The organism is Alcaligenes pakistanensis (genome assembly GCF_014652815.1).
GTDB lineage: Bacteria > Pseudomonadota > Gammaproteobacteria > Burkholderiales > Burkholderiaceae_B > Alcaligenes > Alcaligenes pakistanensis.
Map to the genome: position 1 here is coordinate 495,804 of NZ_BMZN01000002.1, position 25,930 is coordinate 521,733.

Below are 25,930 nucleotides of genomic sequence, written 5' to 3' on the forward strand. Positions count from 1 at the left end.
CCTGGCAGCATGGCGCCTTCTTCCTTTTAGGGCGTATCTCTAATGAGCGTACAAACTCCTGCGACCCCCACAGTGGGCATTGTGATGGGTTCCTCCAGCGACTGGGAGGTCATGAGCCAGGCGGTAGCCATTCTCGACGAGTTTGGTGTGTCCTATGAATGCCGCGTCGTCTCCGCTCACCGCATGCCGATTGATATGGTGGATTACGGTGCCCAGGCTCCGGCCCGTGGCCTGAAAGCCATTATTGCGGGTGCAGGCGGGGCCGCTCATTTGCCCGGCATGCTGGCTGCCCTGACGCATTTGCCTGTGTTTGGCGTGCCTGTGCCTTCGCGTTATTTGCGCGGTGAAGATTCTTTGCTGTCCATTGTGCAGATGCCCAAGGGCGTGCCGGTTGCCACCTTCGCCATTGGCGAGGCCGGTGCTGCCAATGCTGCCTTGCATGTCATTGCCAATCTGGCTGTTAATGACACGGTCCTGACTGAAAAACTGATTGCGTACCGTGCCCGCCAGACTGAGGCTGCCCGAGCGATGCGTGTTCCTCCTGCTACTGCCTGATTTGATTTTGTGATGATGACCCCCATGACTGATGCTGCTCTTCTGATTCCTGGTTCTTGGCTAGGCATGATTGGAGGCGGCCAACTGGGCCGCATGTTCTGCCATAGCGCCCAAAGCCTGGGCTACAAAGTGGCGGTGCTGGACCCCGACACCCAAAGCCCGGCCGGTGCTGTAGCGGATCTGCATATCTGCGCGGCCTACGATGATGCGCAAGCGCTGGTCCGTTTGGGGGAACTGTGCCAAGCCGTCAGTACCGAGTTCGAAAACGTGCCTGCGCAGTCCTTGCTGACCCTGGCCCAGTACACACGTGTGACGCCTTCTGGCGATGCAGTGGGTATTGTGCAAGATCGTATTCGTGAAAAGGCTTTCATCTCGCAGGCAGGTGTGCCAGTGGCACCGTACGCCGCCATTGAGAGCCTGGATGATCTGCAAGCGGCTGACAGCGCCTTGTTCCCCGGTATCTTGAAGACGGCCCGTTTTGGCTATGACGGTAAAGGCCAGGCCCGTGTTGCGGATCGTGATCAAGCCCTGGCCGCTTTCAAAGAATTTGGTTCGCAAGCCTGTGTGCTGGAAGCCTTGCAACCCTTGAAGTCCGAGATATCCGTTGTCCTGGCCCGTGGTCTGGATGATCAGGTTAAAACCTTTCCCTGCGCACGCAATGAACACCGCGATGGCATTTTGGCGGTGTCCACTGTCAGTGCCCAGTTCCAGGACGATGCCATGTCTGAACAGGCGCGTCAGGCAGCGGCAGCGATTGCCCGGACTCTGGATTACGTAGGCGTATTGTGTGTGGAGTTCTTCATTCTGGAAGACGGCCGCTGGCTGGCGAATGAAGTGGCACCGCGTCCGCATAATAGTGGGCACTACACCATGAATGCGTGTGTCACCAGCCAGTTTGAACAGCAGGCACGAGTGATGGCTGCCTTGCCCCTGGGCGATACCCAGGCGCTGTGCCCATCCATGATGCTCAATATTCTGGGCGATATCTGGTTTGATGCTCAAGGCCAGATGCGTGAACCCGATTGGGCCGCCTTGTTGGCTGTGCCGGGTGTGTCTTTGCACCTGTATGGCAAAACAGAAGCTCGCGCAGGCCGCAAAATGGGTCACGTCAATATTGTGGGCGAATCCGATCAGCAGGTGCGCGAGCGCACAGCACGAGCCGCTACCGCCTTGCACATCGCTTTTGATCATGACTGATTCCACTCATAGCCCTTCTGGCCAGCAGATAGAGCACGCTGCCCATGTGCTGGCACAGGGGGGGCTGGTGGCTTTTCCGACCGAGACGGTTTACGGTTTGGGGGCGGATGCAGAAAACCCGGCTGCGGTGCAGCTGATTTACAAGGCCAAAGGCCGCCCAGCCAATCATCCCTTGATTGTGCATGTGGCACCCGGAGCCGACCTACGTTACTGGGTAACGGATGTTCCGCCGGTGGCGCAACAATTGATGGATGCCTTCTGGCCCGGTCCCTTGACCCTGATTCTGCCGCGTAACCCGGCCATCCCTGATACGGTCAGTGGTGGTCAAAGCAGCATCGGTATTCGTTGTCCGTCCCATCCTGTCGCCCAGGCTTTGCTTAAACGCATGGCTGAACTCAAGCCCACCGGACAGGCCGGAGTGGCTGCGCCCTCGGCCAATAAGTTTGGTCAGGTATCACCGACTGCCGCCAGCCATGTGCGTGACGAGTTTGCCGATATGAGTGCGGACGACTTGCTGATCGTGGAAGCGGGACCTTCAGAAGTGGGGATCGAGTCCACGATTGTGGATGTGTCGCGTACCCAGCAAGGTGTCGGTGCCGTGCTGTTGCGGCCTGGTCATATCACAGCAGCCATGATTGCCGAAGTCATAGGCTATGAGCCTGCCAGCCCGGATCAACAAGCCCCTCAAGTATCGGGCAGCTTGAAAGCCCATTACGCGCCTCGCACGCCTTTGTCGTTATTTGACGAGAATCGTGCACCAGCGGTGCAGGCGGCCTTGGCCCAGGGTGGAAAACAGGCTGTGGTTGCCTTTGCCGCCTTACCGCCATTTTCGGCGGATGTACATGACTGGTATGTGTGTAGCAACGATGCGCAAGTGTATGCCCAGGATTTGTACGCCATGCTGCGTCGCCTGGATCAAGGCCAGTACGAACATATTTGGGTGCAACGCTGCCCGGATACACCAGCCTGGCAGGCGGTCAATGACCGCCTGGGTCGCGCTGCAGCGGCCTTTGAGTAAGTCTGCTGTTTAAGTGGGCTGTGTGTTTCAGGAATTGAGAGCGGCCGCTGCTTAGCGGGCAGTCTGCTTCAGAAAGTCGGTAATTGCCTGGTTCACCTGTGCTTCCTTGTCGCGGTAGGGCAGGTGGCCACACTGCTCCAGCTCCAGCAGCTCGGTATGGGGCACCAGCTCTTTGATGCGGCGAATCTGTTCCAGCGTGCCGTATTCATCATCCACCCCCTGAATCGCTAGAATTGGGCAGGTAATGCGGCTGACGTCTTCTTCAATATTCCAGTCGCGGAACTGAGGGTCGGTCCACGTAGCGTTCCAGCCCCAGAAAGCCGATTCCACATTGTCGTGATAACGGCCCAGGCGTTCGCGTAAAAAGCCTTGCTCGTAGGCTTCGCGGGCGACCAGAATGCCGCGCAGGGAAATATCTTCCACAAACAGGTGCGGGGCCATGACCACAATGCCTTGCAGCTTGTCGCTAAAGCCGCTGGCCGCCAGCAGGGCGATCGAGCCGCCATCGCTATGGCCAAGCAGCACAATCGGGCGTTTTTTACCGTCTTCACCTAATTGTTCCAGCAATTGCGGCAGTACTTCCAGAGATTGCTCGTGCAAATAGTCTGGCTGTTTGGGGCCCTTGTCCTGACGCGGGGTGCTGCGGCCATAGCCATAGCGTGAATACATCAAGCCGCTACAGCCGGTTTGTTCGCACAACTGCGCCGGCCAGTCCTTCCACATTGCAATCGAGCCCAAACCTTCGTGCAGAAACACCAGCAAGGGGGCCGTATCCCGTTCAGGGGCAATACGTTGATACTCCAGCTGGATGGCCTGTGTGCCCTGAGTCAGGCTCGCAAATTGCAAAGATGAATCGAGTGTTGTCATAGCCGTTTTGTGTGCAGAAGCCCCGGACGAACTGGGCGCTAAAGTGATTAGGAAACTTCCTTTATGCCATAGATTGATCCGGGGCGCACTGGCTGGCCGGCCCTGGTCCCTGATGTGGACATTTTGCTGCTGTTTTGTACGCATTCTGGCGGGGGGCTGCAAATTTTGGCAGAGATGGTAGAGTGGCGCTCTCGATCTTTTTTTGCCGCCGGGCCGTCCCAAGGCTCGGCGCCCCCGGCAAAAAGCTCCCCCTTTTGGGGCAGCAAGCCAAAGGCGTAGCGTGGGGCTTTTTTGGTTGCACAACTACATGAAATTTGCTGAATTTGAAGTGGGCATGCTTATCAAGCATCCACTGGTTCCTGTGACTCGCGAAGAAATGCTGGAATTCGCCCAGAAGTACGATCCGCAGTCCTTTCACATTGACGACAAGCAAGCCGAGCAAGGCCACTGGGGCGGCTTGATTGCCAGCGGCTGGCTGACTTGCGGCAAAACCATGCGTATGGCGGTGGACTCTGCCTTACATGACTCCGAGTCCTTTGGTTCCCCCGGCCTGGAACGCTTGCGCTGGGTCCTGCCGGTACGGGAGGGCGACTCCATCCGTCTGGAAGCCACCGTCCTGTCCAAGCGTGTGTCCAGCAGTCGTTCAGATCTGGGCATCGTTCGCTGGAGCTGGAATGTCTACAACCAGCGCGATGAACTGGTGCTGGAGCTGGAAGCCACCAGCATGTTTGAACTGAAGCCTTAAGGTACTTTTAGCTCGCCGCCCCCAAAAAGGGGGGGGGCAAGGGCAAAACAGGTTGTTCTGCCTTTAGCGAGTCTGATTTAGAAGAAGGCTTGAATCCCCGTTTGGGCACGACCCAGGATCAAGGCGTGGACATCGTGGGTGCCTTCATAGGTGTTCACCACTTCCAGATTGACCAGATGGCGGGCGATACCGAACTCGTCAGAGATGCCGTTGCCACCCAGCATATCGCGTGCCAGACGGGCAATGTCCAGCGCCTTGCCGCAGGAATTGCGTTTCATGATGGACGTGATTTCCACTGCGCCCGTGCCTTCGTCTTTCATGCGCCCCAGACGCAAGCAGCCTTGTAGCGCCAGCGTGATCTCGGTTTGCATATCGGCCAGTTTTTTCTGGATTAATTGATTCGCCGCTAAAGGGCGGCCAAACTGCTTACGGTCCAATGTGTACTGGCGGGCGGTATGCCAGCAGGATTCAGCCGCGCCCAATGCGCCCCAGGCAATACCAAAGCGGGCAGAGTTCAGGCAGGTGAACGGCCCACGCAAGCCCGATACATTGGGCAGCATCTGGCTATCTGCAATGTCCACATCGGCCATCACAATCTCGCCGGTTAGCGAGGCTCGCAAGCCCACTTTGCCGTGAATGGCGGGAGTGGACAGGCCTTTCATACCCTTTTCCAGAATAAAGCCACGAATCTTGCCATCGTCCTCACCACCGACGACCTTGGCCCAGACGACGAATACGTCGGCAATGGGGGAGTTGGTAATCCAGGTCTTGTTGCCGCTCAGGCGATAGCCGCCATCCACTTTGAGTGCGCGGCACTCCATCGCGCCAGGGTCTGAGCCATGATTGGGCTCGGTCAGGCCAAAGCAACCAATCCATTGACCGCTAGCCAGCTTGGGCAGGTATTTTTGTTTTTGCTCTTCGCTACCGAATTCAAAAATCGGCACCATCACCAGTGAGGACTGCACGCTCATCATGGAACGGTAGCCCGAGTCCACACGCTCCACTTCGCGGGCGATCAAACCGTAGCTGACATAGTTCAGACCGGCGCCACCATAGGCCTCAGGAATGGTGGCTCCCAACAAGCCCAGTTCACCCATCTCGGCAAAGATGGCCGGGTCAGTCTGTTCGTGGCGAAAGGCCTCCAGCACGCGCGGCAACAGCTTTTCCTGCGCATAAACGTGGGCTGCGTCGCGCACCATACGTTCTTCATCGCTCAACTGTTGATTCAGCAGTAGAGGGTCGTCCCAATGGAAGGAGGGATTGGCAGACATAGAGGTACTCCGGGAAGATCAATACGGTCAGTCAAATGAGGCCGGCGAGGACGCCATTGGTCTGGAAAATGGAAAAGAGCAGCTTGAGTATCGCTGATGGTGGCTGGCCGCGGCACTATCAGGCGCTGGCAAGCAGGCGATATCAATATAAAGTCTCAGCATAGTGTGCATAAAGCGCACAAGGCAATTGATAAAATTGCACAATATCGTGTGCTTGCGTAACGATCCCGTCAGGGCCGTTGTTGGACAGGACAGAGATTTCAATCAAGAGGGAAACGAATGAGACAAGGCGTGCCCAGTTTGGGTGCATTACAGGCTTTTGAGGCAACGGCCCGCTTGGGGACGTTTTCGCGTGCGGCCGAGGAACTGTCTTTGACGCATAGCGCGGTGTATAGACAAGTTAGTGGCCTGGAGCAGCGTCTGGGTGTGAGCTTGTTGACACGTGTGCGTCGTCGGCTGGTGCTGACTCCGGCGGGGCGGGACTATGCCGCCCGTATCCGCCATCACCTGGAGCAGATCGGTAAAGACACGTTCAGCCTGATTGCACGTGCCGGAGTGGGCCGTAGCATCCATCTGGCTGTGCTGCCTACCTTGTCGACCGTGTGGCTGATGCCGCGTCTGGCCCTTTTCTCCCAGAGCCATCCCGATATCACGGTTAGCCTGTCAGTGCGTACTACTCCGTTTCAGTTTGGTGACCACCCCTTTGATGCTGCCATTTATCATGGGCGGCAGTTATGGCCGCAAACCGAAGGTATCAAGCTCTTTGATGAAGGTGACTTGGTGCCGGTTTGCTCGCCCAAGCTGGCAGCCAGTGGTGACTGGCACAAGCTGGTTCACCTGCACATGTCGACGCGGCCGGATAGCTGGGCAGATTGGTATCGCTCCGCTGGTCTGGAGCCCGATCTGCGTGTCAGCTCCGGCCCACGCTATGAGCTGTTCAGTTTAGTGATGGCGGCACTGCAAGCGGATATGGGGCTGGCCCTGATGCCGCGCTTTTTGGTGCAACAGGCCCTGGACCAAGGAGAGCTGATCATGCCGGTACCCCATGCCATGCCTGTCAGCGAAGCCTATTTTTTTAGTTATCCCACGGCCAATGAGCCCAGTGACGCGGTGTTATTGCTGGAACAATGGCTGCTGGTGCAAGAAAAGGAGAACACATGAGACTGCATTGGAAACCCCGCGTCGTGCTGGGAGCGCTGGCTGTAGCCTTGGCCTTGCCTACTCAGGCCAAGCAGAACCTAAGCCAGCACTTGAACCCCGAAGCAGCCAGCAGCTATGCGCAACGCGATAAGGTGGTGAGTAGCAAAAGCATGGTGGTGACGGCGCATCCTCTGGCAAGCCGCGCTGGTTTGCGCATGTTGGAGCAGGGTGGCAGTGCGGTGGATGCGGCGATTGCCAGTCAACTGGTTTTGGGCTTGGTGGAACCCCAATCCTCCGGGGTGGGTGGGGGCGGTTTCTTGCTGATGTTTCAGCCTAAGTCTGGCTTGTTGAGTTACGACGGGCGCGAGACTGTACCTGCTGCCAGCAGCCTGGACCGCTTCGAGTTGGACGGTAAAACCATGTCCTTCAAGCAGGCGGTTAATAGCGGTCGCTCGGTGGGGGTACCAGGTTTGATGCGTGCCTTGGAGTTGATGCATCAGGATGGCGGTGTCTTGCCTTGGGCTCAGCTGTTTGACCCAGCCATTGAATTGGCCGAAGGCGGCTTTGAAGTCAGCCCGCGCTTGCATGCCCTGATTGCCGACAACCCGGAGCTGGCTGATAAGGCCGCTACCCGAGCTTATTTCCTGGATGGGCAAGGCAAACCGTGGCCGGTGGGTCATCGTCTGCACAATAAAGAATACGCACAAGTGTTGCGTGTGCTGGCTAAGTACGGGGCGCAGGCGTTTTACAGTGGTGATCTGGCTCGCGATATGGTGGCTGCCGTGGAGGCCGATCCCATTGCCGGAGATTTAACCGAGTCGGATCTGCGCGATTATCGTGCCTTGCGACGTGAACCGCTCTGTATGGACTGGCAGCAATGGGCCCTGTGCGGCATGGCACCACCCAGTTCTGGCCCGATCAGCGTGATGCAGATGCTGGGTATCTTGCAGCACACGCCTATTGCCTCTGCAAACCCCCAGTCAGCCGAAGCGATCCATTATTTCTCCGAGGCAGGTCGTCTGGCTTTTGCCGACCGGGACGCCTGGGTTGCAGACCCTGCGTTTGTGTCTGTGCCGCAGCAGGCTTTGTTGGCCCCGGAGTATCTGAAATCGCGTGCCGCCTTGATTCAGGCTGATCGTTCCATGGGCCACGCCCAGCCGGGCAAGCCCCTGGCGGATTCGCAAGCAGCCACTGACAATACGCCGGAGCTGCCATCGACTACGCATGTGTCAGTGGCGGATGCTAATGGACAGGTGGTGTCCATGACGACCTCGGTGGAATCGGCTTTTGGCAGCAAGATTATGGTGCGTGGTTTCTTGCTGAACAATCAGCTGACGGACTTTGCTTTAAGCCCCAAAGATGAGATGGGACGTTTGTCTGTGAACCGAGTGGAGCCGGGTAAACGTCCACGCAGCTCTATGGCACCCATGATCGTGATGCAGGATGGTCGTCCTGTGATTGCTGTGGGCTCGCCCGGTGGCAGCGCCATCATTCCTTACGTGGCTCAGGCGTTGACCGGTATGTTGATCTGGAACCTGGATGCGCAAGAAGCCGTCAGCCTGCCGCACTATGGCAGCCGTAACTGGGCAACAGAACTGGAGGCGGGAGCCTCTGTGACAGAGCAGTCCCAAGCCTTGCGAGCGATGGGGCACGAGGTTCGTGAACAGCCTTTTCCCAGCGGTACGCATGTGATTCGCTGGACCAAGGAAGGGCTGGAGGCCGGGGTAGACCCGAGGCGTGAAGGTTTGGCGTTAGGGCAATAAAAAAGCCCTCAATGCCGTGGATCTGCATCCGCGGCATTGAGGGCCTTATTTTTGGGCTTAAGACTGGCTTAAGCCTGCTGCTTAGCGGAACACCACGGTGCGCTGATCGTTTAGCAAAATACGATGCTCAACGTGCGCACGCACGGCGCGGGCCAGAACCAGAGATTCCACATCGCTACCGATCTGTGTCAGTTCAGTCGGGCTGACGGCATGGGTCACGTGTTCAACGTCCTGCTCGATGATCGGGCCTTCGTCCAGATCAGCCGTCACGTAGTGAGCGGTGGCACCAATAATCTTCACACCGCGAGCATGAGCCTGGTGGTAGGGACGTGCTCCCTTGAAGCTCGGCAAGAAGCTGTGGTGAATATTGATGGCACGGCCAGATAAAGACTGGCACAGATTGGTGGACAGAATCTGCATGTAGCGGGCTAGCACAACCAGATCAACTTTCAGATCACGAGCTAGGTCGATGATTTGCTGTTCTTGCTCGGGACGGGTTTCCGGTGTCACCGGCAGGTGATGGAAAGGAATGCCGTAGGAAGAAGCCAGACCGGCGTGGTCAGTGTGGTTGGAGGCCACGGCAGCAATTTCAACCGGCAACTGGCCGCTGTGGGCGCGGAACAGCAGATCGTTCAGGCAATGGCCTTGGCGGCTGACCAGAATCAGCAAACGGGCTTTGCGCTGGGCATCATAAATATTGGCTTCCATGCCGAATTTTTCAGCTATGGGCGCAAAACCGGCTTGCAGGGCGTTGACGTCCTGCTTTTCAGGTAGAGAAAACTGAATACGCAGGAAAAAGCGGTTGGTGGCGGCGTCGCCAAACTGCTGGGCCTCAAGAATGTTGCCGTTCTGCTCAAGCAGCCAGCCCGATACGTTGTGGACAATGCCGGTACGATCCGGGCAGGATAGGGTCAAGATGTAATCGTTCATCGACAGTATTGTAAAGATTTCAGAAGAGTTTTTAATCTGCTTGAGCCAGAGTTTGCTGACTGTGTTGTGCAATCGCTAAACAGGCGGTCAGGCCGGGGGATTCGATGCCGAACAGATTCAGCAGTCCCGGGATGCCGTGGTTGGCGGGCCCCGAAAAGACGAAGTCGGCCGCTGCATGGCCTGCGGGCACAATTTTAGGCCGGATACCACTATAGGCGGGGTTCAGGCTGTTATCGGGCAGGGCAGGCCAATATTCGCGCACCGCAGCGTAAAAGGCTTGGCCCCGCTGCGGGTCCATATCGTAGTTTTCGTCCTGCACCCATTCTGTGTCTGGGCCAAAACGGGCCTGGCCGGCCAAGTCCAGTGTCAGATGCACACCGAGACCGGCTTTATTGGGCATGGGGTAAATCAGATGCTTGAAGGGCGAGCGGCCTGTCAGCGAAAAATAGCTGCCCTTGCACAGATAGGCGTTCGGGACGTGGCTGGGGTCCAGACCTTCTATGTGCCTTGCTGCATCAACCGCAGCCAGGCCTGCGGCATTGATCAAATGGGTGGTGGTCAGGCTGAAAGCCTCGGCACCACCGACCTGAACCTCAAAGCCTTGGCCGGGCAGCACGCGGGCGCTGACAAAAGGGGTATTGAATACCAGTTGTGCACCGTGGTTTTCTGCATCGCCTTGCAAAGCTAGCATCAAGGCATGGGTATCCACAATGCCGGTAGAGGGTGACAGCAGGGCGGCGCTGCAATTCAAGGCCGGTTCCAATGCCTTGGCCTGAGCGGCATCCAGCCACTGCAAATCGTCCACGCCACAGGCACGTGCCTGATCCTGCAGTTTTTGCAGGCCAGCTTCCTGTTCTGGTGTCGTGGCTACAATCAGCTTGCCGCAACGGGCGTGGTCTATATGATGCTCTTGGCAGTAGTCATACAGCATGGCTTTGCCTTCTACGCACAGCCGGGCCTTCAGGCTGCCGGGCGTGTAGTAGATACCAGCGTGGATGACTTCCGAGTTACGCGAGCTGACTCCATTGCCGATACTGGCGGTTTGCTCGATCAGCAGAACCTCCATGCCTTGCTGAGCCATTTGTCGGGCGCAGGCCAAACCTACGACTCCGGCTCCCAGCACTATGCAATCGACATCGTTTGCCATGATCAAGACCTTGTTGGCGCGTTGGAGTAAAAGGCGTAGTGTACTCCCGGCCTGTGGTCGCAGTCAGGCAGTGGATCGAAACGATGCATCACACCAGCGATGGGGTCAGGTCAAAGTCGCCCGCATGGTAGATCAGGGGCTGATGGGCGCTGCGTTCGCAGTGGGTGACTTCACCAATAAAGATCAGATGATCGCCCGCTTCATGCACGGCATAGGGCTTGCATTCAAACCAGGCGCTGCAACGCTCGTCGTCCAGCATGGGTAAACCCAGCGGGGAGTGTTTGATGGGGTGGTCGCGAAAGCGTTCAGCTTGTTCGCCCCAGGCAAACCGTTTGGCCAGTGACAGCTGGCTGGCCCCTAAAACATGGATCACATAGCCTGCGCCTTGCACAAAGTGCGGCAGGGAATGGGAACGCTTGGCCAGCGACCATAGAACCAGGGGCGGGTTCAGGGAGACCGAGTTAAAGGAACTGACGGTCAGGCCAATGGCCTGACTCGGGTGGTCTTTATTGGGGCCGGTCACGACCGTGACGCCTGTAGCGAAACGGCCTAGTGCCGAGCGAAAGAAATCGCTATCGAAAGTAGAAGAGAAAACAGTCATTGCATCATGTCTGACAGGAGGGCGTGACTGGAGCTACGCCTTTATGGAGCCAATCGGCTCAACTCCCATTCAGCTTGGTCCTTGCGGTCGAATACCAACCTGTCGTGCAGTCGCGAGGCGCGGCCCTGCCAAAATTCGATATGGTCTGGTATCAGTCGAAAGCCACCCCAATGTTCAGGGCGGGCGGGATGGTCACCTAAGCTGTCAGTGTACTGCTGAGTGCGGGCATCCAGCTCGGCGCGGCTGATGGGCTGGCTCTGGGGCGAAACCCAGGCGCCAATGCGCGAGCCCAGCGGGCGGCTGTGGAAGTATTCGTCCGATTCGGCAGCGCTGACACGGCTGATGCGGCCTTCAAAGCGCACCTGGCGTTCCATGGAGGGCCAGAAAAAGGACAGGCTGGCCCAGGGGTTCTGGTCCAGGTCCTGGCCTTTGCGGGACAAGTAATTGGTAAAGAACACCAGGCCTTGCTCGTCGTAACCTTTAAGCAGCACGATACGCGCCGACGGTCGGCCCTGAGCGTCGACCGTGGCCAGGGTCATGGCGGTCGGCTCGACTTCTTTCAGTTCCAGGGCCTGATCCAGCCAGCGTTGAAATTGCTGGCGGGGATCGGCGCAAAGTTCGTCTTCGCTCAGGGAAAAGCGTTCGTATTCGTTACGAAAATCAGCAAGGGACATGGGGCGCTCTTAGGCTTGTTGAGGAGTAAGCAGTGCAGTCTGGTTCTGTAGTAATTGAACCACTGATTGCAGGCGTTTATCCAGAATTTTAGAGCGTTGCAGCGCCGAAGCGGTTTCCATGACGTATTCGATGCAAGGGCCATTGGTGCCCTGGGCCGAATGCACCACTTGCCGCAGCTGTTCGTCCGGCATACGGGGTACGTAAGCATCGGTTTTGCGGTTCATGGTAAAGACCAGTGCGCGGATATCGCCCTGGCTGGTGCGGCAGCGCAACCAGCGGGGAATATAGGCACCACTGGGCATCTCGCGCAGCCATAGGGCATCGAACACTTTGGGCACGCTGTCAGCAGGGATACGGAAGGCCATACCACGACAGGAACCACCTACATCCAGCCCAAAGACCAAACCGGGCTGCTCGGGCGTGCCGCGGTTGATACGTGACCATAAGCACAGCGCCCGGTGATAGCCGCGCAGCAAGGCTTGGCGCTGCTCGGCAAATTCAAAGTCGGGACGCCAGATCAGCGAGCCGTAGCCATAGACCCACAGGTCTTGCTTGTCACACCACTGCGCTTCTTCCAGGGACTGGCGCAAAGACGCATTGCGCTCTTCGTCACTCAGGATACGAAAGCTGCACGGTGTGGGTACGGCGGAGGGTGAGTCGGAAATAGAATCGATGTTCACGGCGAAAAGGGGTAGTAAGCCAAAATCATAGATGCTTGAAACCTATGACAATTGTAGAGCAATGACAGTCCACTGTAGCGGGCTTTCTTGCTGATAACTAAGGAAAAATACTAATTTGCTTATATGAGTGTTGCTATTTGGCAGAGCGGAGTCAAGCTGCCAGGGCATAAGCAGCCTTTCAGGGGCGGAATAGGTGAAATTAGACGTAAAATCGACGGGTTTGGCCGTATGGGCCGGTGATGGATTGATTGCATGACAGAGCAGCACAACCTGGATGCCGAACGCCGTTTCGGTGGTTTGGATCGTTTGTATGGAGCCGGAGCGCGCGAGCGTCTGGCCGCCGCCCATGTGATGGTGGCCGGTATCGGGGGCGTAGGCACCTGGGCGGTAGAAGCCCTGGCCCGCTCTGCAGTCGGCCGGATCACCTTGATTGATCTGGACAATATTGCCGAATCCAATATCAATCGCCAGTTGCCTGCGCTGGACAGCACCTTGGGCATGGCCAAAATTGAAGCCATGGCCCAGCGCATTGCCCAGATCAACCCTACGTGTCAGCTTCAGTTGATTGAAGACTTTGTCACCGAGGATAATGCGGCCAGCCTGATGGATCAGCTTCCCACCGTGTTTTTGGATTGCACTGATCAGGCCAGTGCCAAAATTGCCCTGATCCTGCAGGCCAAGCGTTGCAAGGTGCCGTTACTAAGTTGTGGCGGTGCGGGCGGTAAAACCGATCCCCTGAGCTTGCGCCGGGGAGATTTGTCGGTAGCACGCCATGATGCCTTATTGGGCAAGCTGCGTCAGATTCTGCGTAAACAACATGGTTTTGCGCGCGGCAGTGATGCTCAAGGTCGTGCCTTGAAGCGCGTGCCTCGTATGGGCGTGGATTGTCTGTGGTTTGAACAGGAAACCCGACTGCCGCAAAATTGGACCCAGTCAGAAGACGGTGCCTTGCAGGGTTTGGCCTGTGCGGGCTACGGCTCCGGGGTCACGATCACGGCCAGCATGGGGATGCAGGCCGCTGATTACGCCCTAAACCGGATTTTGAACCAATAAGGCATTCTGCCAGCCGCGCAAGGCATTCGAGACACGAATCGCCTTTGCATTCAGCAGGGCATCCAGGGAAATCTCCGCTTCCCGGACCAGACCGCTATTTAAAAGCGCTTGTCGTTGCACGCCGGGCAGCAACCAGCCTTGTGCTGGGGGTGTCCACCACTGTCCCTGATCGTCTTTGACATAAATATTGCTGCGGCTGCCCTCGCAAACCCGGTTTTGCGTATCCAGAAAGACCACATCAAAGAGCTGGGGATGTTTTTCCAGTAGGGTAGCGGCATCCTGATACCAGGGACGATGCGTGGTCTTGTGCGAGAGTAGCGGGTCTTGGCTGGGTAAGGGGGTCTTGGACAGACATAGCTGTAAAGGGCCCTCCAGTGTGGGCAAGGCCTGGGCCTGTGCATTGGCGCTGGTATTGGCATTCCATAAGATACGCAGTCGCAGGGGCGTGTTGACAGGGGCCTGGCCCAGCGCCGTATGCATGGCTTGCAACCAGATATTGGCATCCCAGTCGTAGCCCAGCTCCGTGCAACTACGCGCCACCCGTTCCAGATGCAGTTCCAGCAAGGGAATCTGGCCGTCCGCGTCTACCCGCAAGGTTTCTATCAATTCAGGTTTGCTTTGGCTCATGATGCTGCCTTTAAGTCAGTGTTACGGGGGCTTGCAGCACGCGTGCTTTCCACAGGCACTCCAGCCATTCCTGATCAGGCTCGGAGTCCAGCACAATGCCACCACCCACGCCAAAGGTGCCTTGACCTTGATTGTTCAGCTCCAGGCTGCGGATGCTGACATTCAGGGACACATCACCCTGGGGGCTAAGGTAGCCGACCGAGCCACAGTAAATGCCGCGTCGATGTTGTTCCAGACGACGTATGCATTGCATGGCGGCCAGCTTGGGTGCGCCCGTAATAGAACCACAAGGGAACAAGGCGCGCAGCAGCGTCTCCAGGCTGCAGTCCGGGTTTAGGTCGGCCTGGATGCTGGACGTCATGGTCCAGACCGAGGCATATTGCTCTACATCGAACAAGCTGGTGGTTTGCACGGTGCCTGTGCGGGCCACCTGGCCCAAATCATTGCGCAGCAAATCCACAATCATCAGGTTTTCGGCCCGGTCTTTCAGGCTGTTTTGCAGCTCTTGGGCGTTTTGCTGATCCTGCACTGGATCGGTATCGCGCGGGCGCGTGCCTTTCATGGGGCGGGTGCGAATGCGACTGCCGCGTTTTTCCAGAAACAGCTCTGGTGATAACGACAGAATATGGCGATTACCTAAATCCAGATAGGCGCCGTAGGCGACTGGATGGCGGGTCGCCAGCGCGGTATAAAGATCGCGCGGTGCCATGCCTGACTGGATCTGTAGGGGCATGGTGTAGTTGATCTGGTAGAAATCCCCGGCTTGCAGCCCAGTTTGGACCTGGGCCAGGGCGTCTTTGTATTCTTGCTGGTTGATCTGCAGACTGACTTTCAGCTCAGGTGCCGCCGGATTGTTCCACAAGGCGACTTCCTGGGCTTGTTCAAACACCAGCGCATTCAGGGGCGCGTGTAGCGCAGGCTCGCGGGCCGGTAGACGGGGCTCAAACAGTTCGGCCAGCTCATAGTCTAGCGCCAGGGCCACCCAATGGCCGGCTTGCCTGGCTTGTTCGATGTTTTCAAAAGCAGTACTTAACTCGTCAGGGCTACGGGCCTGGATATGGCCCAGGTAGCCCTGCATTTCCAGCGCATAGCCTTTTAGTCTGTCTTCAAATCGGCCATACATGCGCCGTGTTCCTTTAAAAATTCCGCCAAAGCCATGCCCGTATGCGAGGCACGGTTGGCCTGTACCTGATCCGGGGTGCCTTGCACCACCAGTCTGCCGCCGCCCGAGCCGCCCTCAGGGCCCAGATCGACAATCCAATCTGCTTCGGCAATCAAATCCAGATTATGTTCAATCACCAGCACGGTATGGCCGGCATCGACCAGACGGTGCAGCACCACAATCAGCTTTTCCACATCGGCCATGGACAGGCCCACGCTGGGCTCGTCCAGCACATACAGCGTGTGGGGAGCCTTGTAGGCGCGGCCAGTACGGGTCAGGCCTTCGTCCAGACGGGCCTTGACCAGTTCGCTGACCAGCTTGACGCGTTGCGCTTCACCACCTGACAGGGTGGGGGAAGGTTGGCCCAAGGTCAGATAGCCCAGGCCCACGCTTTGCATCAGCTGCAGGGGGCGCAGTATTTTAGGATGTGCCGCAAAATATTCAATCGCTTCATCCACATCCATTTGCAAAAGCTGGCCAACGGACACGTCCCGCCACGTTACAGACAGGGTTTCAGGGTTGAAACGCTTGCCGTGGCAGGCATCGCAAGGCACCTTAACGTCGGGCAGGAAGCTCATTTCCAGAGTGCGCATGCCTTGGCCTTCGCACAAGGGGCAGCGACCATCGCCCGTATTGAAGGAGAAGCGTGTGGCACTCCAGCCGCGCAAGCGGGCATCGTTGGTGTTGGCAAACAGCTTGCGCACCTCGTCCCAGAAGCCGATATAGGTGGCCGGGCAAGAGCGGGGTGTTTTTCCGATCGGGGTTTGATCCACTTCCAGCACGCGATCCAGGCTTTCCCAGCCGCTGATGCTGGAGCAACCTTGCCATACTGGCGTTTCTTTACTGCCAACGACACGCTGCAGATTATCCAGCATTACGTCGCGGGCAAAGGTGGATTTACCGGAACCCGATACCCCCGTTACCAGACTGAGTTTGCCCAGCGGAATACCGGCCTGGACCTTGTTCAGATTGTGCAGGCTGGCACCGTGAACAGTCAGCATGGGCGCATCGGCCTGTACCGGACGGCGTGCCTGCATAGGATGTTTAAGCGGTTCGCGCAGGTAGCGACCTGTCAGCGAATTAGGATTGGCCTCGATTTCTGCCAGTGTCCCTTGGGCGATGACCTCACCGCCGCGCTTACCGGCACCGGGGCCCATATCGATAATGTGCTGGGCACGGCGTATGGTGTCCTCGTCATGCTCAACTACGACCAGCGTATTGCCATTGCCTTCCAGGCGCGCCATGGCCTTGAGCAGGATCTGGTTGTCGCGCGGATGCAAACCAATCGTGGGTTCGTCCAGCACATAGCAAACGCCTTGCAGGTTTGATCCTAATTGGGCGGCCAGACGGATACGCTGGGCTTCGCCACCGGACAGGGTGGGGGCGGCGCGGTCCAAGGCCAGATAACCCAGGCCCACTTCGTGCATAAAGTCCAGACGGCTGCGGATTTCATTCAGAATGTCGCGCGCAATTTCGGCTTCGCGCCCGCTCATGTTCAGGCTGCCAAAAAAGATTTGTGCTTCATCCACGGGCAGACCGGCTAGTTTGGCAATGGATTGATCGCGCCACTCAAAGGCCAAAGACACGGGGTTCAAGCGTTGTCCGTGGCAGCTAGGGCACTCTACCGCTTCGCCTTCATAGCCGTTGTTCCAGCTATTTTCCTCGCCAGTTTGCTCTTGATCGAAGCCGGTCAGTTTCAGGCCGGTACCAAAGCAGTCTTTGCACCAGCCATGTTTGGAGTTGTAGGAAAACATGCGTGGGTCCGGCTCTGGAAAGCTGGTACCGCAGCACGGGCAGGCCCGTTTGACGGAGAAGTGTTGCTGGCTGGCGTTTGACAGTGGCTTGCCCAAACGGCGTTCGTCCAAAGACATGGCACCGGATGGCGTCAAGGGAGACAGTACGCTAAAGGAGCCATGGCCCAGTTCCAGCGCATCGCGGATGGCTTGGCGCAACTGCAGTTCGTTGCGTGGGTCAATAATCAGATCGGCTACCGGCAGCTCCAGCGTGTGTTCGCTATAGCGGTCCAGACGTGGCCAAGGGTTGACGGGGATGAACTCGCCGTCCACACGCAAATGAGTGTAGCCCTTGCCTTGTGCCCATTTGGCCAGGTCGGTGTAATAGCCTTTGCGGGCGGTCACCAAGGGAGCCAGCAGGCCGATATGTTCACCTCTATGATCGCGTAGCAATTGGGCCGCGATCTGTTCGGCGGTTTGCGGTGCTACGGGTACATGGCAGTCCGGGCAGTATTGGGTTGCCAGCTTGACGTACAGCAGACGCAGGAAATGGTGGATTTCCGTCATGGTTGCCACCGTGGATTTGCGACCCCCACGACTGGTGCGCTGCTCAATAGCAACGGTAGGGGGAATGCCGTAAATCGCGTCCACATCGGGCTGACCAGCTGGCTGCACAATAGCGCGTGCGTACGCGTTCAGGGATTCCAGATAGCGGCGCTGGCCTTCATTAAACAGAATGTCGAAAGCCAAGGTGGATTTGCCCGAGCCCGACACACCCGTCACCACCGTAAAGGTGTTGTGGGGAATGTGGACTGAGATGTTTTTCAGATTGTGCTCGCGGGCATTCAGAATGGAAATCTGACCATCAATATGGTCGCTGGCGCTGACCTTGTAATCGACGCTTGCTTCTTGGAACAGGGCCGAACCTTGGCCTATGGTGGCCTGCTCGTATTCTTTCAGGGCGTGGCCGGTATGCGATTGCGCTAGTGCCATGATGTCCGCTGGGGTTCCGGCACCCAGCAATTGGCCGCCGTGCTCGCCACCCTCGGGGCCCAGATCAATAATCCAGTCCGCCGCACGGATCAGATCCAGATTGTGTTCAATAATCAGCAGACTGTGACCAGCGGCCAGCAGCTTGCGGAAGGCGCGCATCAGGCGGGCAATATCGTCAAAGTGCAGGCCGGTGGTGGGCTCGTCGAACAGGAAAAGATTGCCTTTCTTGGCGACCTTCACTTGGCTTAGACGCGTGCGCGAAGCTTGGGCCAGATAGGCCGCTAGTTTCAGGCGCTGCGCTTCACCGCCCGAAAGAGTAGGCACGGGCTGGCCCAGTTTCAGGTAATCCAGACCTACATCGGCCAGCGGAGCCAGACCGGTTTGCACATCGCGCAGGCCTTCAAAAAACTCCATGGCCTGATGCACGGTCATGTCCAGCACCTCGTCAATCGAAGCACTGCGACCAAAGTGTTCGATACGCACTTCCAGCACTTCGGGGCGGAAGCGTTTGCCATCACAATCAGGGCAGCGCAGGTACACATCGGACAGAAACTGCATTTCGATATGTTCAAAGCCGGTGCCGCCGCAGGTGGGGCAGCGACCATCACCACTATTAAAGCTGAAGGTACCCGGCGTGTAACTGCGTTCTTTGGACAGTGGAGCCTGGGCGAACAGTTTGCGGATAGGGTCGAAGGCACCGACATAGCTGGCCGGGTTGGAACGAGCTGTTTTGCCGATAGGCGTCTGGTCTACCATCACCACTTCGGCAATCTGCTCGGCACCCAGCAAGGCACCGTAGGGGCCGGGGGCTTCGGTAGGTTTGCCTTGTTGCTTCAGAATAGCGGGGTAGAGCACGTCCTGAATCAGGGTGGATTTACCCGAACCGGATACACCGGTCACGCAGACCAGACGACCTAATGGAATAGAGACAGAGACATGGCGCAGATTGTGCGCGCTGACATCTTCCAGCAGCAGGCGCGGCGTGTTGTCGGCCACTGGCATGGGGCGGGGCGACTCAATACTCAATTCGCCGCTTAAATAACGACCCGTCAGGGTTTCTGCACCGCGCAGGGCTTTGGGCGTGCCATCAAACAGGATCTGACCACCACGCTCGCCAGGACCGGGGCCCATATCCAGAATACGGTCGGCCGCTACCATCACTTGCGGGTCATGCTCGACCACGACCAAGGTGTTGCCATTGCCTCGCAGCCGGTGCATCACTTCAATAATGCGGTGCATGTCACGCGGGTGCAGACCAATCGAGGGCTCGTCCAGTACAAACAAGGTATTGACCAAGGAAGTGCCCAAGGCCGTGGTCAGGTTGATACGTTGCACTTCGCCACCCGACAGGGTGCGGCTTTGGCGGTCCAAAGACAGATAGGACAAACCGACATCGCACAGGTAATTCAGGCGGGACAGGGTTTCTTTCAGCAGCAGGTCGATAGCTGCATCACGGGCATCGCCAAAGTGCAGTTCACGGAAAAAACTGCGTACGTGCTCAATAGGTAAACGCATCAGATCCGGGACGCTCAAGCCGGGCATGGCGTCCAGTTGTTCGCGTAGCCATTGAGAATGTACGGGCATGAAGCGGGGGTAGCGCGAATCCGCAGGTGCAGCCTGATCGCCCACGCGCCACAAGCTGGCTTCGGGCTTTAGACGTGAACCGGCACACGAGGGGCAGGTGTTGTAGCTGCGGTATTTGGACAGCAATACGCGTACGTGCATTTTGTAGGCACGCGATTCCAGCCAGTCAAAAAAGCGTTGGGCGCCGTACCACTGAGTTTTCCAGGCCTGATTGCCGCCTTTCCAGTCTGGGGTGCCGTTGATCACCCAGTCTTGTTCTTCCTGAGTCAAATCCTTCCAGGGCACTGCCAAGCGCACGCCTGCCGCAGGGGCGTAGCGCTCCATCTCGACCTGACATTCTTTATAGCTGGCCGTCTGCCACGGGCGAATGGCCCCTTCCAGCAGGCTTTTGCTGGGGTCAGGGACGACCAGACCGTAATCGATGCCCATGACCCGGCCAAAACCACGGCAGGACTCACACGCACCCAAAGGTGAGTTAAAGGAGAAGGTGCTGGCAACGGGTGTGCTGTACTCAATATCGCACTGGGCGCAGTGCAGGCCTTGGCTAAAGCGCCAGGCCGTCTCTGGGCCATCGGCGCTGGCCGAGGCATAGACCGTCAGCTTGCCCTGGCCGTGGCGCAGGGCAGCTTCAATGGCTTCCATGAAACGTTCCGGCTCAACGGTACTGGAGCGGAAGCGGTCCTGAGTTACATAAAGCAGTTTTTGTTCTACCGGAGCGGTTTTGACCGTCTTGCTGCTTTTGCCTTTTTTACTGCTGGTGCTGCTGGCCGTGACGGTATGCGTTTCTTCATGGTGCAGGCGGGTATAGCCTTGCTGGTGCAGCAGGGTCTCAATTTCTTCCTGTGTGAAGTTGGCCGGTACCTTGACGGGAAAAGTCAGGACCAGACGCGGGTCGTCGTGATCGGCAGCCAGTTTGCGAATCTGTCTGGCAATGCTGTCGGCATTGTCGCGGCGCACCGGTTGGGCGCACTGGCGGCAGTACAGCTCGCCCAGCCGGGCGTACAGCAGCTTGATGTAGTCGTTCAGCTCGGTCATGGTACCCACGGTGCTGCGCGAGTTGCGTACCGGGTTCACCTGATCGATAGCAATAGCGGGCAAAATGCCCTCGATGCGATCCACTTGGGGTTTGTCCATGCGGTCCAGGAACTGGCGCGCATAGGGTGAAAATGTTTCTACGTAGCGCCGTTGGCCTTCTGCATACAAGGTGTCAAAGGCCAGCGAACTTTTGCCTGATCCGGAAACGCCGGTAATAACCAGTAACTCGCCCGTTTTGATACGTACATTCAGGTTTTTCAGGGTATTTTGGCGGGCGCCAAAAATGCGAATTTCTGAGCTCATGGCAAGGTCGGCTTTTGGGAGAGGGCAGAGTGGGGGAGGGGCGGTCAAAGAGCCGGTAAAACAGGCCCTATGCGCCAGTGCGAGCGCTACATGCCAGCAGGGTGTTGCCAGCGATGCACACTCTAGCCTTTGTATCTTAACGCGGATTACGGTAGAATTTACGGTTAGCTATTGCGCTTTTGTCGGGATCATCCGGCAGGGCTTACATTAAGATCGGAGATCACCATGGCGGAAATCAAACGCAATCGCCGCAACACGCTTGAGCGTCGTTGCCTGGGCAAAGCATTCAAACGTCTGTTTGTGCGCGCACCCAAGGGCGTTTTCAAAATGCTGGAAAAAGTTAAGCGCGTCTAAGTGCTTCGCTTAAGCGGAGTACAGGCAGGAAGCTGATTTTCCCGCTTGAACTCATGCCTAGCAGCAAAAAAACCACAGGCTTGCCTGTGGTTTTTTTGTGCGCGTTTGATTTTCCTTTGGGTCTTGAAATAGCTCGAAAGATAGTGCGCTGCACAAGGCAAAGCTTGGCTTATCATGGTGTCATATTAAGGCAGAGGTAGGGGCCTGTAACAATAATCAAAACAGCTGATTTTGGGGACACCCGATTATGGAATGGCGCCATCTGTTCACCGTTCTGACACCCAGCTATAACCGCGCTCACACCCTGGAGCGTGTTTACCATTCCTTGTGCGAACAGACCTGCCAGGACTTTGAGTGGGTGGTGGTCGATGATGGCTCCACAGACAGCACGCGTGAACTGGTTCAAGGCTGGCAGCAGCAAGCTTCTTTCCCGATTCATTACGCCTGGCAAGAAAACCGTCATAAGAAAGCCGCCTTTAATCACGGTGTGGCCCTGGCTCAGGGCGAACTGGTGGTCGCCCTGGACAGTGATGACACCCTGGTGGTGAATGCGCTCTACGATATGGCGCAGATCTGGGCAGACATCCCCGTGTCCGAACGAGCGGGCTATGCGGGCATTACCGGCCTGTGTGTGCGCCCCGACGGCAAGGTGGTGGGGGATATGTTCCCCAAGGATGTGTTTGACGCCAGCTCGCTGGATATAAGCTTTCGCTACCATGTGCGCGGGGAGAAGTTCGGCTGCTTAAGTACCGCGGTACTACGCAAGTTTCCCTTTCCCGATCAGATCGAGGGCTTTGTGCCTGAAAGTCTGGTGTGGCGTGCCATTGCCCGTGCGGGCTACAAGAACCGCTTTGTGAATACTGTGTTTCGGGTCTATCACAATAGCCCCGACTCCTTATCTGTGCAGGGCAAAACCAGTCAACAACATGCTTTAGGTTTGTGGTTATTGGCTGAAGATACGGTGGTGAAGTGCCTGCCTTGGTTTCGCTATGAACCCAAGGCTTTTTTGATGGCGGCGGCGCGCTATACACGGTTTGGATTGCATCTGCGCGCCAGTGGGCGCAAGCCGCCTGCTGGCTATGGCCTGCAGGGGCTGGCTTCGTATGCCTTGGTGGGCCTGATGTGGCCGGTGGGTGCGCTGCTGTATTTGCGTGACCGACAGCGAGCCTGAGCGGGATCAGTGCAGAGTATGTCCAGTCACACCCGGTTCTGGGCTGTCATCATCCTCGTCGTCCTCTTCATCCGTATCGTCTTCGGGCGCAAAGGCATCTTCGCTCAAGGCAAAGGGCAGCAGTTCTTCCAGTGTTTCAGTCCAGGCCACTTCCTCGCCTTCTTCGTCCACTTTGATAAAGCGGACCGGCTCGGCATCGCTGAGCTGAATGGCCCACAAGTAACGGCAGGCGTAGACCGCGTTATCTTTGGGGTCCAGGCCGCCCCGGTTACCCAAGATGCGGGCCTGATCGCCACCAACCTGCACAACGGTAAACTCGCTTTCGTCTTCTTTTTTGTCCAGGGGCATGGCAAAGATAACCCACTCAAACCCGGTTTCTTCTGCACCCACGATCTCAGCCAAGACAGCACGGCCTAAATAGGCGCTCAATGCATCGGCAGTGCGGCCCAGGGTTTCGAGTTCTTCGGTGGTAAATACAAGGTCAGGGGCTTCAGGTGTGGGCATGGTGTTTTTGGTTTGTCAGCATAAAGTGAGTATATTACCTGAGACAGGCCTGCACTCAGGCCGGGCGCCGTTCGCTTTACAAGACAGAAGCGCGCCTTTTGGGCGTCAAACGCCTACAATCCCAGTTTTCCGAACACGACCTGTTTTTCCTTTTTAGGTTTCTATGGCTCAATACGTTTATTCGATGAACCGCGTGGGCAAAATTGTGCCGCCCAAGCGGCAGATTCTGCGCAATATCTCCTTGTCCTTTTTTCCGGGTGCCAAGATTGGTGTGCTGGGCCTGAACGGCTCGGGTAAATCCACCTTGCTCAAGATCATGGCCGGGGTAGATACCGAGATCGAGGGCGAAGCCACCCCCATGGCGGGGCTGAAAATTGGCTATTTGCCTCAAGAACCCCAGCTGAACCCTGAACACACCGTGCGTGATGCCGTGCAGGCGGGTTTGGGTGAAGTGTTCGAGGCTCGCCAGCGTCTGGAACAGGTCTATGCAGATTACGCTGAGCCGGATGCCGATTTTGATGCTCTGGCTGCTGAGCAGGCCAAACTGGAATCCATTATTGAGGCGGCAGCCACCAGCGGCTCTGACGACATCGAAACTCAGATGGAAATTGCTGCGGATGCGCTGCGCTTGCCACCGTGGGATGCGTCTATTGCCAATCTGTCCGGCGGTGAAAAACGCCGTGTCGCCTTGTGCCAGTTGCTCTTGTCCAAGCCCGATATGTTGCTGCTGGATGAACCTACCAACCACTTGGACGCGGAAAGTGTGGACTGGCTGGAAGTGTTCCTGCGCCAGTTCCCTGGCACCGTAGTGGCGGTCACTCACGATCGTTACTTTCTGGACAACGCTGCCGAATGGATTCTGGAGCTGGATCGTGGCCACGGTATTCCATGGAAGGGCAACTACAGCTCCTGGCTGGAACAGAAAGATGATCGCCTGAAGCAGGAAGAGGCTTCGGAAAGCGCTCGTCAACGCACCATCAAGAAAGAGCTGGAATGGGTGCGCCAGAACCCCAAGGGGCGTCAGGCCAAGGCCAAAGCCCGTTTGGCTCGCTTTGAGGAACTGTCTTCGCATGAATACCAGAAGCGCAACGAAACCCAGGAAATCTTTATTCCTGTGGCCGAGCGTCTGGGTAATGAAGTCATCGAATTTGAAAACGTCAGCAAGGGTTACGGCGACCGTCTCTTGATCGACAACTTGAGCTTCAAGGTGCCACCGGGCGCTATTGTCGGGATTATTGGTCCTAACGGGGCGGGTAAATCGACCTTGTTCCGCATGTTGGCCGGTAAAGAACAGCCGGATTCGGGCACGGTCACGCTGGGTCAAACCGTTAAGCTGGCCTATGTTGACCAGTCGCGTGATGCCTTGGCCAACGACAAGACCGTCTTTGACGCCATTGCCGATGGTGCGGATCTGCTGACTGTGGGCCGTTTTGAAATGCCGTCGCGTGCCTACCTGGGCCGCTTCAATTTCAAGGGCGCAGACCAGAACAAGATCGTAGGTAATCTGTCCGGCGGGGAGCGCGGTCGATTGCACTTGGCTCAGACCCTGATTGCGGGCGGCAACGTGCTGCTGCTGGATGAACCTTCCAACGATCTGGACGTGGAAACACTGCGTGCCTTGGAAGATGCTTTGCTGGAGTTTGCCGGCTCGGTCATGGTGATCAGTCACGATCGGTGGTTCCTGGATCGTATTGCCACCCACATCCTGGCTTTTGAGGGCGATTCGCAGGCCGTATTCTTTGATGGTAACTATCAGGAGTACGAGGCTGACAAGAAACGCCGCTTGGGTGAAGATGCTGCCAAGCCTCGTCGTATCCGCTACAAATCCCTGAAATAAGGACCTTGCTATGCCTGTGCTGAATGCCCATCAATCTTTCGTCTTGATTGTTGATATGCAAACGGGTTTATTGCCCGCCATTGCAGACCATCAAGCCTTGGTCGAACGCGCTGGGAAATTGGCACAGGCAGCTCGCCTGTTAGGGGTGCCGGTTCTGGCGACCGAGCACTGGGCCGGAAAAATCGGCCCAACAGATCCCGCTTTGCTACCGCATGTAGACAAAGTCCTGCATAAAACGCACTTTGATGCTACGCGTGAGCCTGACTTTTTCCCCGCTTTGCCCGTGGGTCGTACCCGCGTGTTGTTACTGGGTACAGAGTCTCACGTGTGCGTGTTACAAACTGGTCTGGGCTTGAAAGAGCATGGCTATGACCCCGTGCTGGTGGGCGATTGTGTTGGTTCGCGCCATACGGAGTCCCGACAAGCGGCCTGGGATCGTTGGGCGATGCATGGACTGGAGCGCGTTAGCGCCGAAATGGCGATGTTTGAATGGCTGGAGACACCGGCCAATCCGGCTTTCAAGCAAATTCTGGCACTGATCAAATAAATCCATCAGTGGGCTAATTACATCTGTTGCGTTGCTTAACAATAGGGTCTGGACTAATTGGCGCCATAGGGCGAAGATAGGTCTTATGTCGTGTTGAGCACGGATACTTCACGGAGGTTTACGGATGAAAATGACTACTATTACTAGAGTGGGTCTGGCCACAGTTCTGGCCATCGTGATGGCGGGCTGCTCTTCCTGGGATGGCATGAGTAAACGCCAAAAGGGTGCCGTCACCGGCGCAGGCCTGGGCGGTGTTGCTGGTGCTGTGATCACGGATGGCGGCATTCTGGGCACTGTAGGTGGCGCTGCAATTGGTGGTGTCATCGGCGATCAGGTCGGCAAGAAGCGCTAAACATTATTGCTTTGTGTGAGCCTTAAGGCTCACCGAGCAAAAAGCCTCACTATCCCGGGATAAGCATTCCGGGATAGTGAGGCTTT

Annotated in this window: 23 protein-coding genes; 12 read left to right on the forward strand and 11 right to left on the reverse strand. The window is 57.1% G+C overall.

The window, feature by feature from the left end:
* The first annotated feature begins 42 nt into the window (after positions 1 to 42).
* Genes purE through IE156_RS07285 form a run of 3 tightly spaced genes read left to right on the forward strand, consistent with a single transcriptional unit; the run spans position 43 to position 2,770 of the window.
* Positions 43 to 555 carry a 5-(carboxyamino)imidazole ribonucleotide mutase gene (gene purE / locus IE156_RS07275; protein ID WP_189391863.1) on the forward strand — a complete coding sequence of 171 codons (513 nt, stop codon included), beginning with the start codon at positions 43 to 45 and terminating at the stop codon, positions 553 to 555.
* Positions 556 to 570: 15 nt separating this feature from the next.
* On the forward strand, positions 571 to 1,752 hold the full coding sequence (locus tag IE156_RS07280; RefSeq protein WP_189392238.1) for a 5-(carboxyamino)imidazole ribonucleotide synthase: 1,182 nt from the start codon (positions 571 to 573) through the stop codon (positions 1,750 to 1,752).
* Entirely contained in the window at positions 1,745 to 2,770 is a 1,026-nt protein-coding gene (locus IE156_RS07285; protein WP_189391864.1) for an L-threonylcarbamoyladenylate synthase, read from the forward strand. Before IE156_RS07280 ends, IE156_RS07285 begins: the two co-directional genes overlap by 8 nt.
* Before the next feature lie 51 nt (positions 2,771 to 2,821).
* On the opposite strand, the gene IE156_RS07290 is transcribed toward IE156_RS07285, so the two are convergent.
* The gene (locus IE156_RS07290; RefSeq protein ID WP_189391865.1) at positions 2,822 to 3,637 is read right to left on the reverse strand and encodes an alpha/beta fold hydrolase; all 816 of its coding nucleotides are present in this window, start codon (positions 3,635 to 3,637) and stop codon (positions 2,822 to 2,824) included.
* 307 nt (positions 3,638 to 3,944) lie between these two features.
* On the opposite strand from IE156_RS07290, the gene IE156_RS07295 reads away from it, so the two are divergent.
* Positions 3,945 to 4,382 (forward strand): MaoC family dehydratase, encoded by a 438-nt coding sequence (locus IE156_RS07295; RefSeq protein ID WP_189391866.1) that lies wholly within the window; start codon positions 3,945 to 3,947, stop codon positions 4,380 to 4,382.
* A gap of 77 nt (positions 4,383 to 4,459) precedes the next feature.
* Here the strand turns inward: IE156_RS07295 and IE156_RS07300 are convergent, their stop codons facing one another.
* Positions 4,460 to 5,653, reverse strand: coding sequence for an acyl-CoA dehydrogenase (locus IE156_RS07300; RefSeq protein ID WP_189391867.1), 1,194 nt, complete (start codon positions 5,651 to 5,653; stop codon positions 4,460 to 4,462).
* A 279-nt stretch (positions 5,654 to 5,932) separates the two neighbouring features.
* Between IE156_RS07300 and IE156_RS07305 the strand changes: the two genes are divergently transcribed.
* Positions 5,933 to 6,814 carry a LysR substrate-binding domain-containing protein gene (locus IE156_RS07305; RefSeq protein WP_189391868.1) on the forward strand — a complete coding sequence of 294 codons (882 nt, stop codon included), beginning with the start codon at positions 5,933 to 5,935 and terminating at the stop codon, positions 6,812 to 6,814.
* Positions 6,811 to 8,556: a gamma-glutamyltransferase gene (gene ggt, locus IE156_RS07310; protein WP_189391869.1), complete on the forward strand. Its 1,746-nt coding sequence runs from the start codon at positions 6,811 to 6,813 to the stop codon at positions 8,554 to 8,556. The genes IE156_RS07305 and ggt overlap by 4 nt, the downstream gene beginning before the upstream one ends.
* An 81-nt stretch (positions 8,557 to 8,637) precedes the next feature.
* Here ggt and purU read toward each other — a convergent pair whose 3' ends face one another.
* Genes purU through IE156_RS07335 form a run of 5 tightly spaced genes read right to left on the reverse strand, consistent with a single transcriptional unit; the run spans position 8,638 to position 12,589 of the window.
* Positions 8,638 to 9,492: a formyltetrahydrofolate deformylase gene (purU, locus tag IE156_RS07315; protein WP_229841166.1), complete on the reverse strand. Its 855-nt coding sequence runs from the start codon at positions 9,490 to 9,492 to the stop codon at positions 8,638 to 8,640.
* A gap of 25 nt (positions 9,493 to 9,517) precedes the next feature.
* Positions 9,518 to 10,696 (reverse strand): NAD(P)/FAD-dependent oxidoreductase, encoded by a 1,179-nt coding sequence (locus tag IE156_RS07320; protein WP_268248106.1) that lies wholly within the window; start codon positions 10,694 to 10,696, stop codon positions 9,518 to 9,520.
* A 25-nt stretch (positions 10,697 to 10,721) separates the two neighbouring features.
* The gene (locus IE156_RS07325) at positions 10,722 to 11,234 is read right to left on the reverse strand and encodes a flavin reductase family protein (protein ID WP_189391872.1); all 513 of its coding nucleotides are present in this window, start codon (positions 11,232 to 11,234) and stop codon (positions 10,722 to 10,724) included.
* A 41-nt stretch (positions 11,235 to 11,275) separates the two neighbouring features.
* Positions 11,276 to 11,908: a pyridoxamine 5'-phosphate oxidase gene (gene pdxH, locus IE156_RS07330; RefSeq protein WP_189391873.1), complete on the reverse strand. Its 633-nt coding sequence runs from the start codon at positions 11,906 to 11,908 to the stop codon at positions 11,276 to 11,278.
* A 9-nt stretch (positions 11,909 to 11,917) separates the two neighbouring features.
* Entirely contained in the window at positions 11,918 to 12,589 is a 672-nt protein-coding gene (locus IE156_RS07335) for a gamma-glutamylcyclotransferase (protein WP_189391874.1), read from the reverse strand.
* Positions 12,590 to 12,841: 252 nt separating this feature from the next.
* Here IE156_RS07335 and IE156_RS07340 point away from each other — a divergent pair, with 252 nt between their 5' ends.
* On the forward strand, positions 12,842 to 13,642 hold the full coding sequence (locus IE156_RS07340) for a tRNA threonylcarbamoyladenosine dehydratase (RefSeq protein WP_189391875.1): 801 nt from the start codon (positions 12,842 to 12,844) through the stop codon (positions 13,640 to 13,642).
* On the opposite strand, the gene IE156_RS07345 is transcribed toward IE156_RS07340, so the two are convergent.
* Genes IE156_RS07345 through uvrA form a run of 3 tightly spaced genes read right to left on the reverse strand, consistent with a single transcriptional unit; the run spans position 13,619 to position 21,079 of the window.
* A complete protein-coding gene (locus IE156_RS07345) occupies positions 13,619 to 14,269 on the reverse strand; it encodes an aminotransferase class IV (RefSeq protein WP_189391876.1) in 651 nt (216 codons plus the stop codon). The two genes, IE156_RS07340 and IE156_RS07345, sit on opposite strands and share 24 nt — an antisense overlap.
* Before the next feature lie 10 nt (positions 14,270 to 14,279).
* Complete coding sequence (pabB, locus tag IE156_RS07350; protein ID WP_189391877.1) at positions 14,280 to 15,392, reverse strand: aminodeoxychorismate synthase component I; 1,113 nt, start codon at positions 15,390 to 15,392, stop codon at positions 14,280 to 14,282.
* Positions 15,365 to 21,079, reverse strand: a complete 5,715-nt coding sequence (gene uvrA, locus IE156_RS07355) for an excinuclease ABC subunit UvrA (protein WP_189391878.1) — start codon at positions 21,077 to 21,079, stop codon at positions 15,365 to 15,367. Before uvrA ends, pabB begins: the two co-directional genes overlap by 28 nt.
* A gap of 225 nt (positions 21,080 to 21,304) precedes the next feature.
* Here uvrA and IE156_RS18485 point away from each other — a divergent pair, with 225 nt between their 5' ends.
* Entirely contained in the window at positions 21,305 to 21,433 is a 129-nt protein-coding gene (locus IE156_RS18485; protein WP_268248096.1) for a hypothetical protein, read from the forward strand.
* A gap of 247 nt (positions 21,434 to 21,680) precedes the next feature.
* Positions 21,681 to 22,604, forward strand: coding sequence for a glycosyltransferase family 2 protein (locus tag IE156_RS07360; protein WP_373296498.1), 924 nt, complete (start codon positions 21,681 to 21,683; stop codon positions 22,602 to 22,604).
* A gap of 6 nt (positions 22,605 to 22,610) precedes the next feature.
* Here the strand turns inward: IE156_RS07360 and IE156_RS07365 are convergent, their stop codons facing one another.
* The gene (locus IE156_RS07365; protein ID WP_189391879.1) at positions 22,611 to 23,108 is read right to left on the reverse strand and encodes a hypothetical protein; all 498 of its coding nucleotides are present in this window, start codon (positions 23,106 to 23,108) and stop codon (positions 22,611 to 22,613) included.
* 163 nt (positions 23,109 to 23,271) lie between these two features.
* On the opposite strand from IE156_RS07365, the gene ettA reads away from it, so the two are divergent.
* From ettA to IE156_RS07380, 3 genes are all read left to right on the forward strand, one after another.
* Positions 23,272 to 24,945 carry an energy-dependent translational throttle protein EttA gene (gene ettA / locus IE156_RS07370; RefSeq protein ID WP_189391880.1) on the forward strand — a complete coding sequence of 558 codons (1,674 nt, stop codon included), beginning with the start codon at positions 23,272 to 23,274 and terminating at the stop codon, positions 24,943 to 24,945.
* A 10-nt stretch (positions 24,946 to 24,955) separates the two neighbouring features.
* Positions 24,956 to 25,492, forward strand: a complete 537-nt coding sequence (locus IE156_RS07375) for an isochorismatase family protein (RefSeq protein WP_189391881.1) — start codon at positions 24,956 to 24,958, stop codon at positions 25,490 to 25,492.
* Between the two features lie 124 nt (positions 25,493 to 25,616).
* Positions 25,617 to 25,844 carry a YMGG-like glycine zipper-containing protein gene (locus IE156_RS07380; protein ID WP_189391882.1) on the forward strand — a complete coding sequence of 76 codons (228 nt, stop codon included), beginning with the start codon at positions 25,617 to 25,619 and terminating at the stop codon, positions 25,842 to 25,844.
* The last annotated feature ends 86 nt before the right edge of the window (positions 25,845 to 25,930 follow it).

Bases quoted from the DNA above. Each gene is read 5' to 3' on its own strand.
- IE156_RS07300 (WP_189391867.1), bottom strand. From the start codon at position 5,653: ATGTCTGCCAATCCCTCCTTCCATTGGGACGACCCTCTACTGCTGAAT.
- ggt (WP_189391869.1), top strand. From the start codon at position 6,811: ATGAGACTGCATTGGAAACCCCGCGTCGTGCTGGGAGCGCTGGCTGTA.
- IE156_RS07345 (WP_189391876.1), bottom strand. From the start codon at position 14,269: ATGAGCCAAAGCAAACCTGAATTGATAGAAACCTTGCGGGTAGACGCG.
- pabB (WP_189391877.1), bottom strand. From the start codon at position 15,392: ATGTATGGCCGATTTGAAGACAGACTAAAAGGCTATGCGCTGGAAATG.
- IE156_RS07295 (WP_189391866.1), top strand. From the start codon at position 3,945: ATGAAATTTGCTGAATTTGAAGTGGGCATGCTTATCAAGCATCCACTG.
- IE156_RS07280 (WP_189392238.1), top strand. From the start codon at position 571: ATGACCCCCATGACTGATGCTGCTCTTCTGATTCCTGGTTCTTGGCTA.
- IE156_RS07365 (WP_189391879.1), bottom strand. From the start codon at position 23,108: ATGCCCACACCTGAAGCCCCTGACCTTGTATTTACCACCGAAGAACTC.
- IE156_RS07360 (WP_373296498.1), top strand. From the start codon at position 21,681: ATGGAATGGCGCCATCTGTTCACCGTTCTGACACCCAGCTATAACCGC.
- IE156_RS07285 (WP_189391864.1), top strand. From the start codon at position 1,745: ATGACTGATTCCACTCATAGCCCTTCTGGCCAGCAGATAGAGCACGCT.
- IE156_RS07290 (WP_189391865.1), bottom strand. From the start codon at position 3,637: ATGACAACACTCGATTCATCTTTGCAATTTGCGAGCCTGACTCAGGGC.
- IE156_RS07380 (WP_189391882.1), top strand. From the start codon at position 25,617: ATGAAAATGACTACTATTACTAGAGTGGGTCTGGCCACAGTTCTGGCC.
- IE156_RS07340 (WP_189391875.1), top strand. From the start codon at position 12,842: ATGACAGAGCAGCACAACCTGGATGCCGAACGCCGTTTCGGTGGTTTG.
- IE156_RS07375 (WP_189391881.1), top strand. From the start codon at position 24,956: ATGCCTGTGCTGAATGCCCATCAATCTTTCGTCTTGATTGTTGATATG.
- IE156_RS07325 (WP_189391872.1), bottom strand. From the start codon at position 11,234: ATGACTGTTTTCTCTTCTACTTTCGATAGCGATTTCTTTCGCTCGGCA.
- ettA (WP_189391880.1), top strand. From the start codon at position 23,272: ATGGCTCAATACGTTTATTCGATGAACCGCGTGGGCAAAATTGTGCCG.
- uvrA (WP_189391878.1), bottom strand. From the start codon at position 21,079: ATGAGCTCAGAAATTCGCATTTTTGGCGCCCGCCAAAATACCCTGAAA.
- pdxH (WP_189391873.1), bottom strand. From the start codon at position 11,908: ATGTCCCTTGCTGATTTTCGTAACGAATACGAACGCTTTTCCCTGAGC.
- purE (WP_189391863.1), top strand. From the start codon at position 43: ATGAGCGTACAAACTCCTGCGACCCCCACAGTGGGCATTGTGATGGGT.
- IE156_RS07305 (WP_189391868.1), top strand. From the start codon at position 5,933: ATGAGACAAGGCGTGCCCAGTTTGGGTGCATTACAGGCTTTTGAGGCA.
- IE156_RS18485 (WP_268248096.1), top strand. From the start codon at position 21,305: ATGGCGGAAATCAAACGCAATCGCCGCAACACGCTTGAGCGTCGTTGC.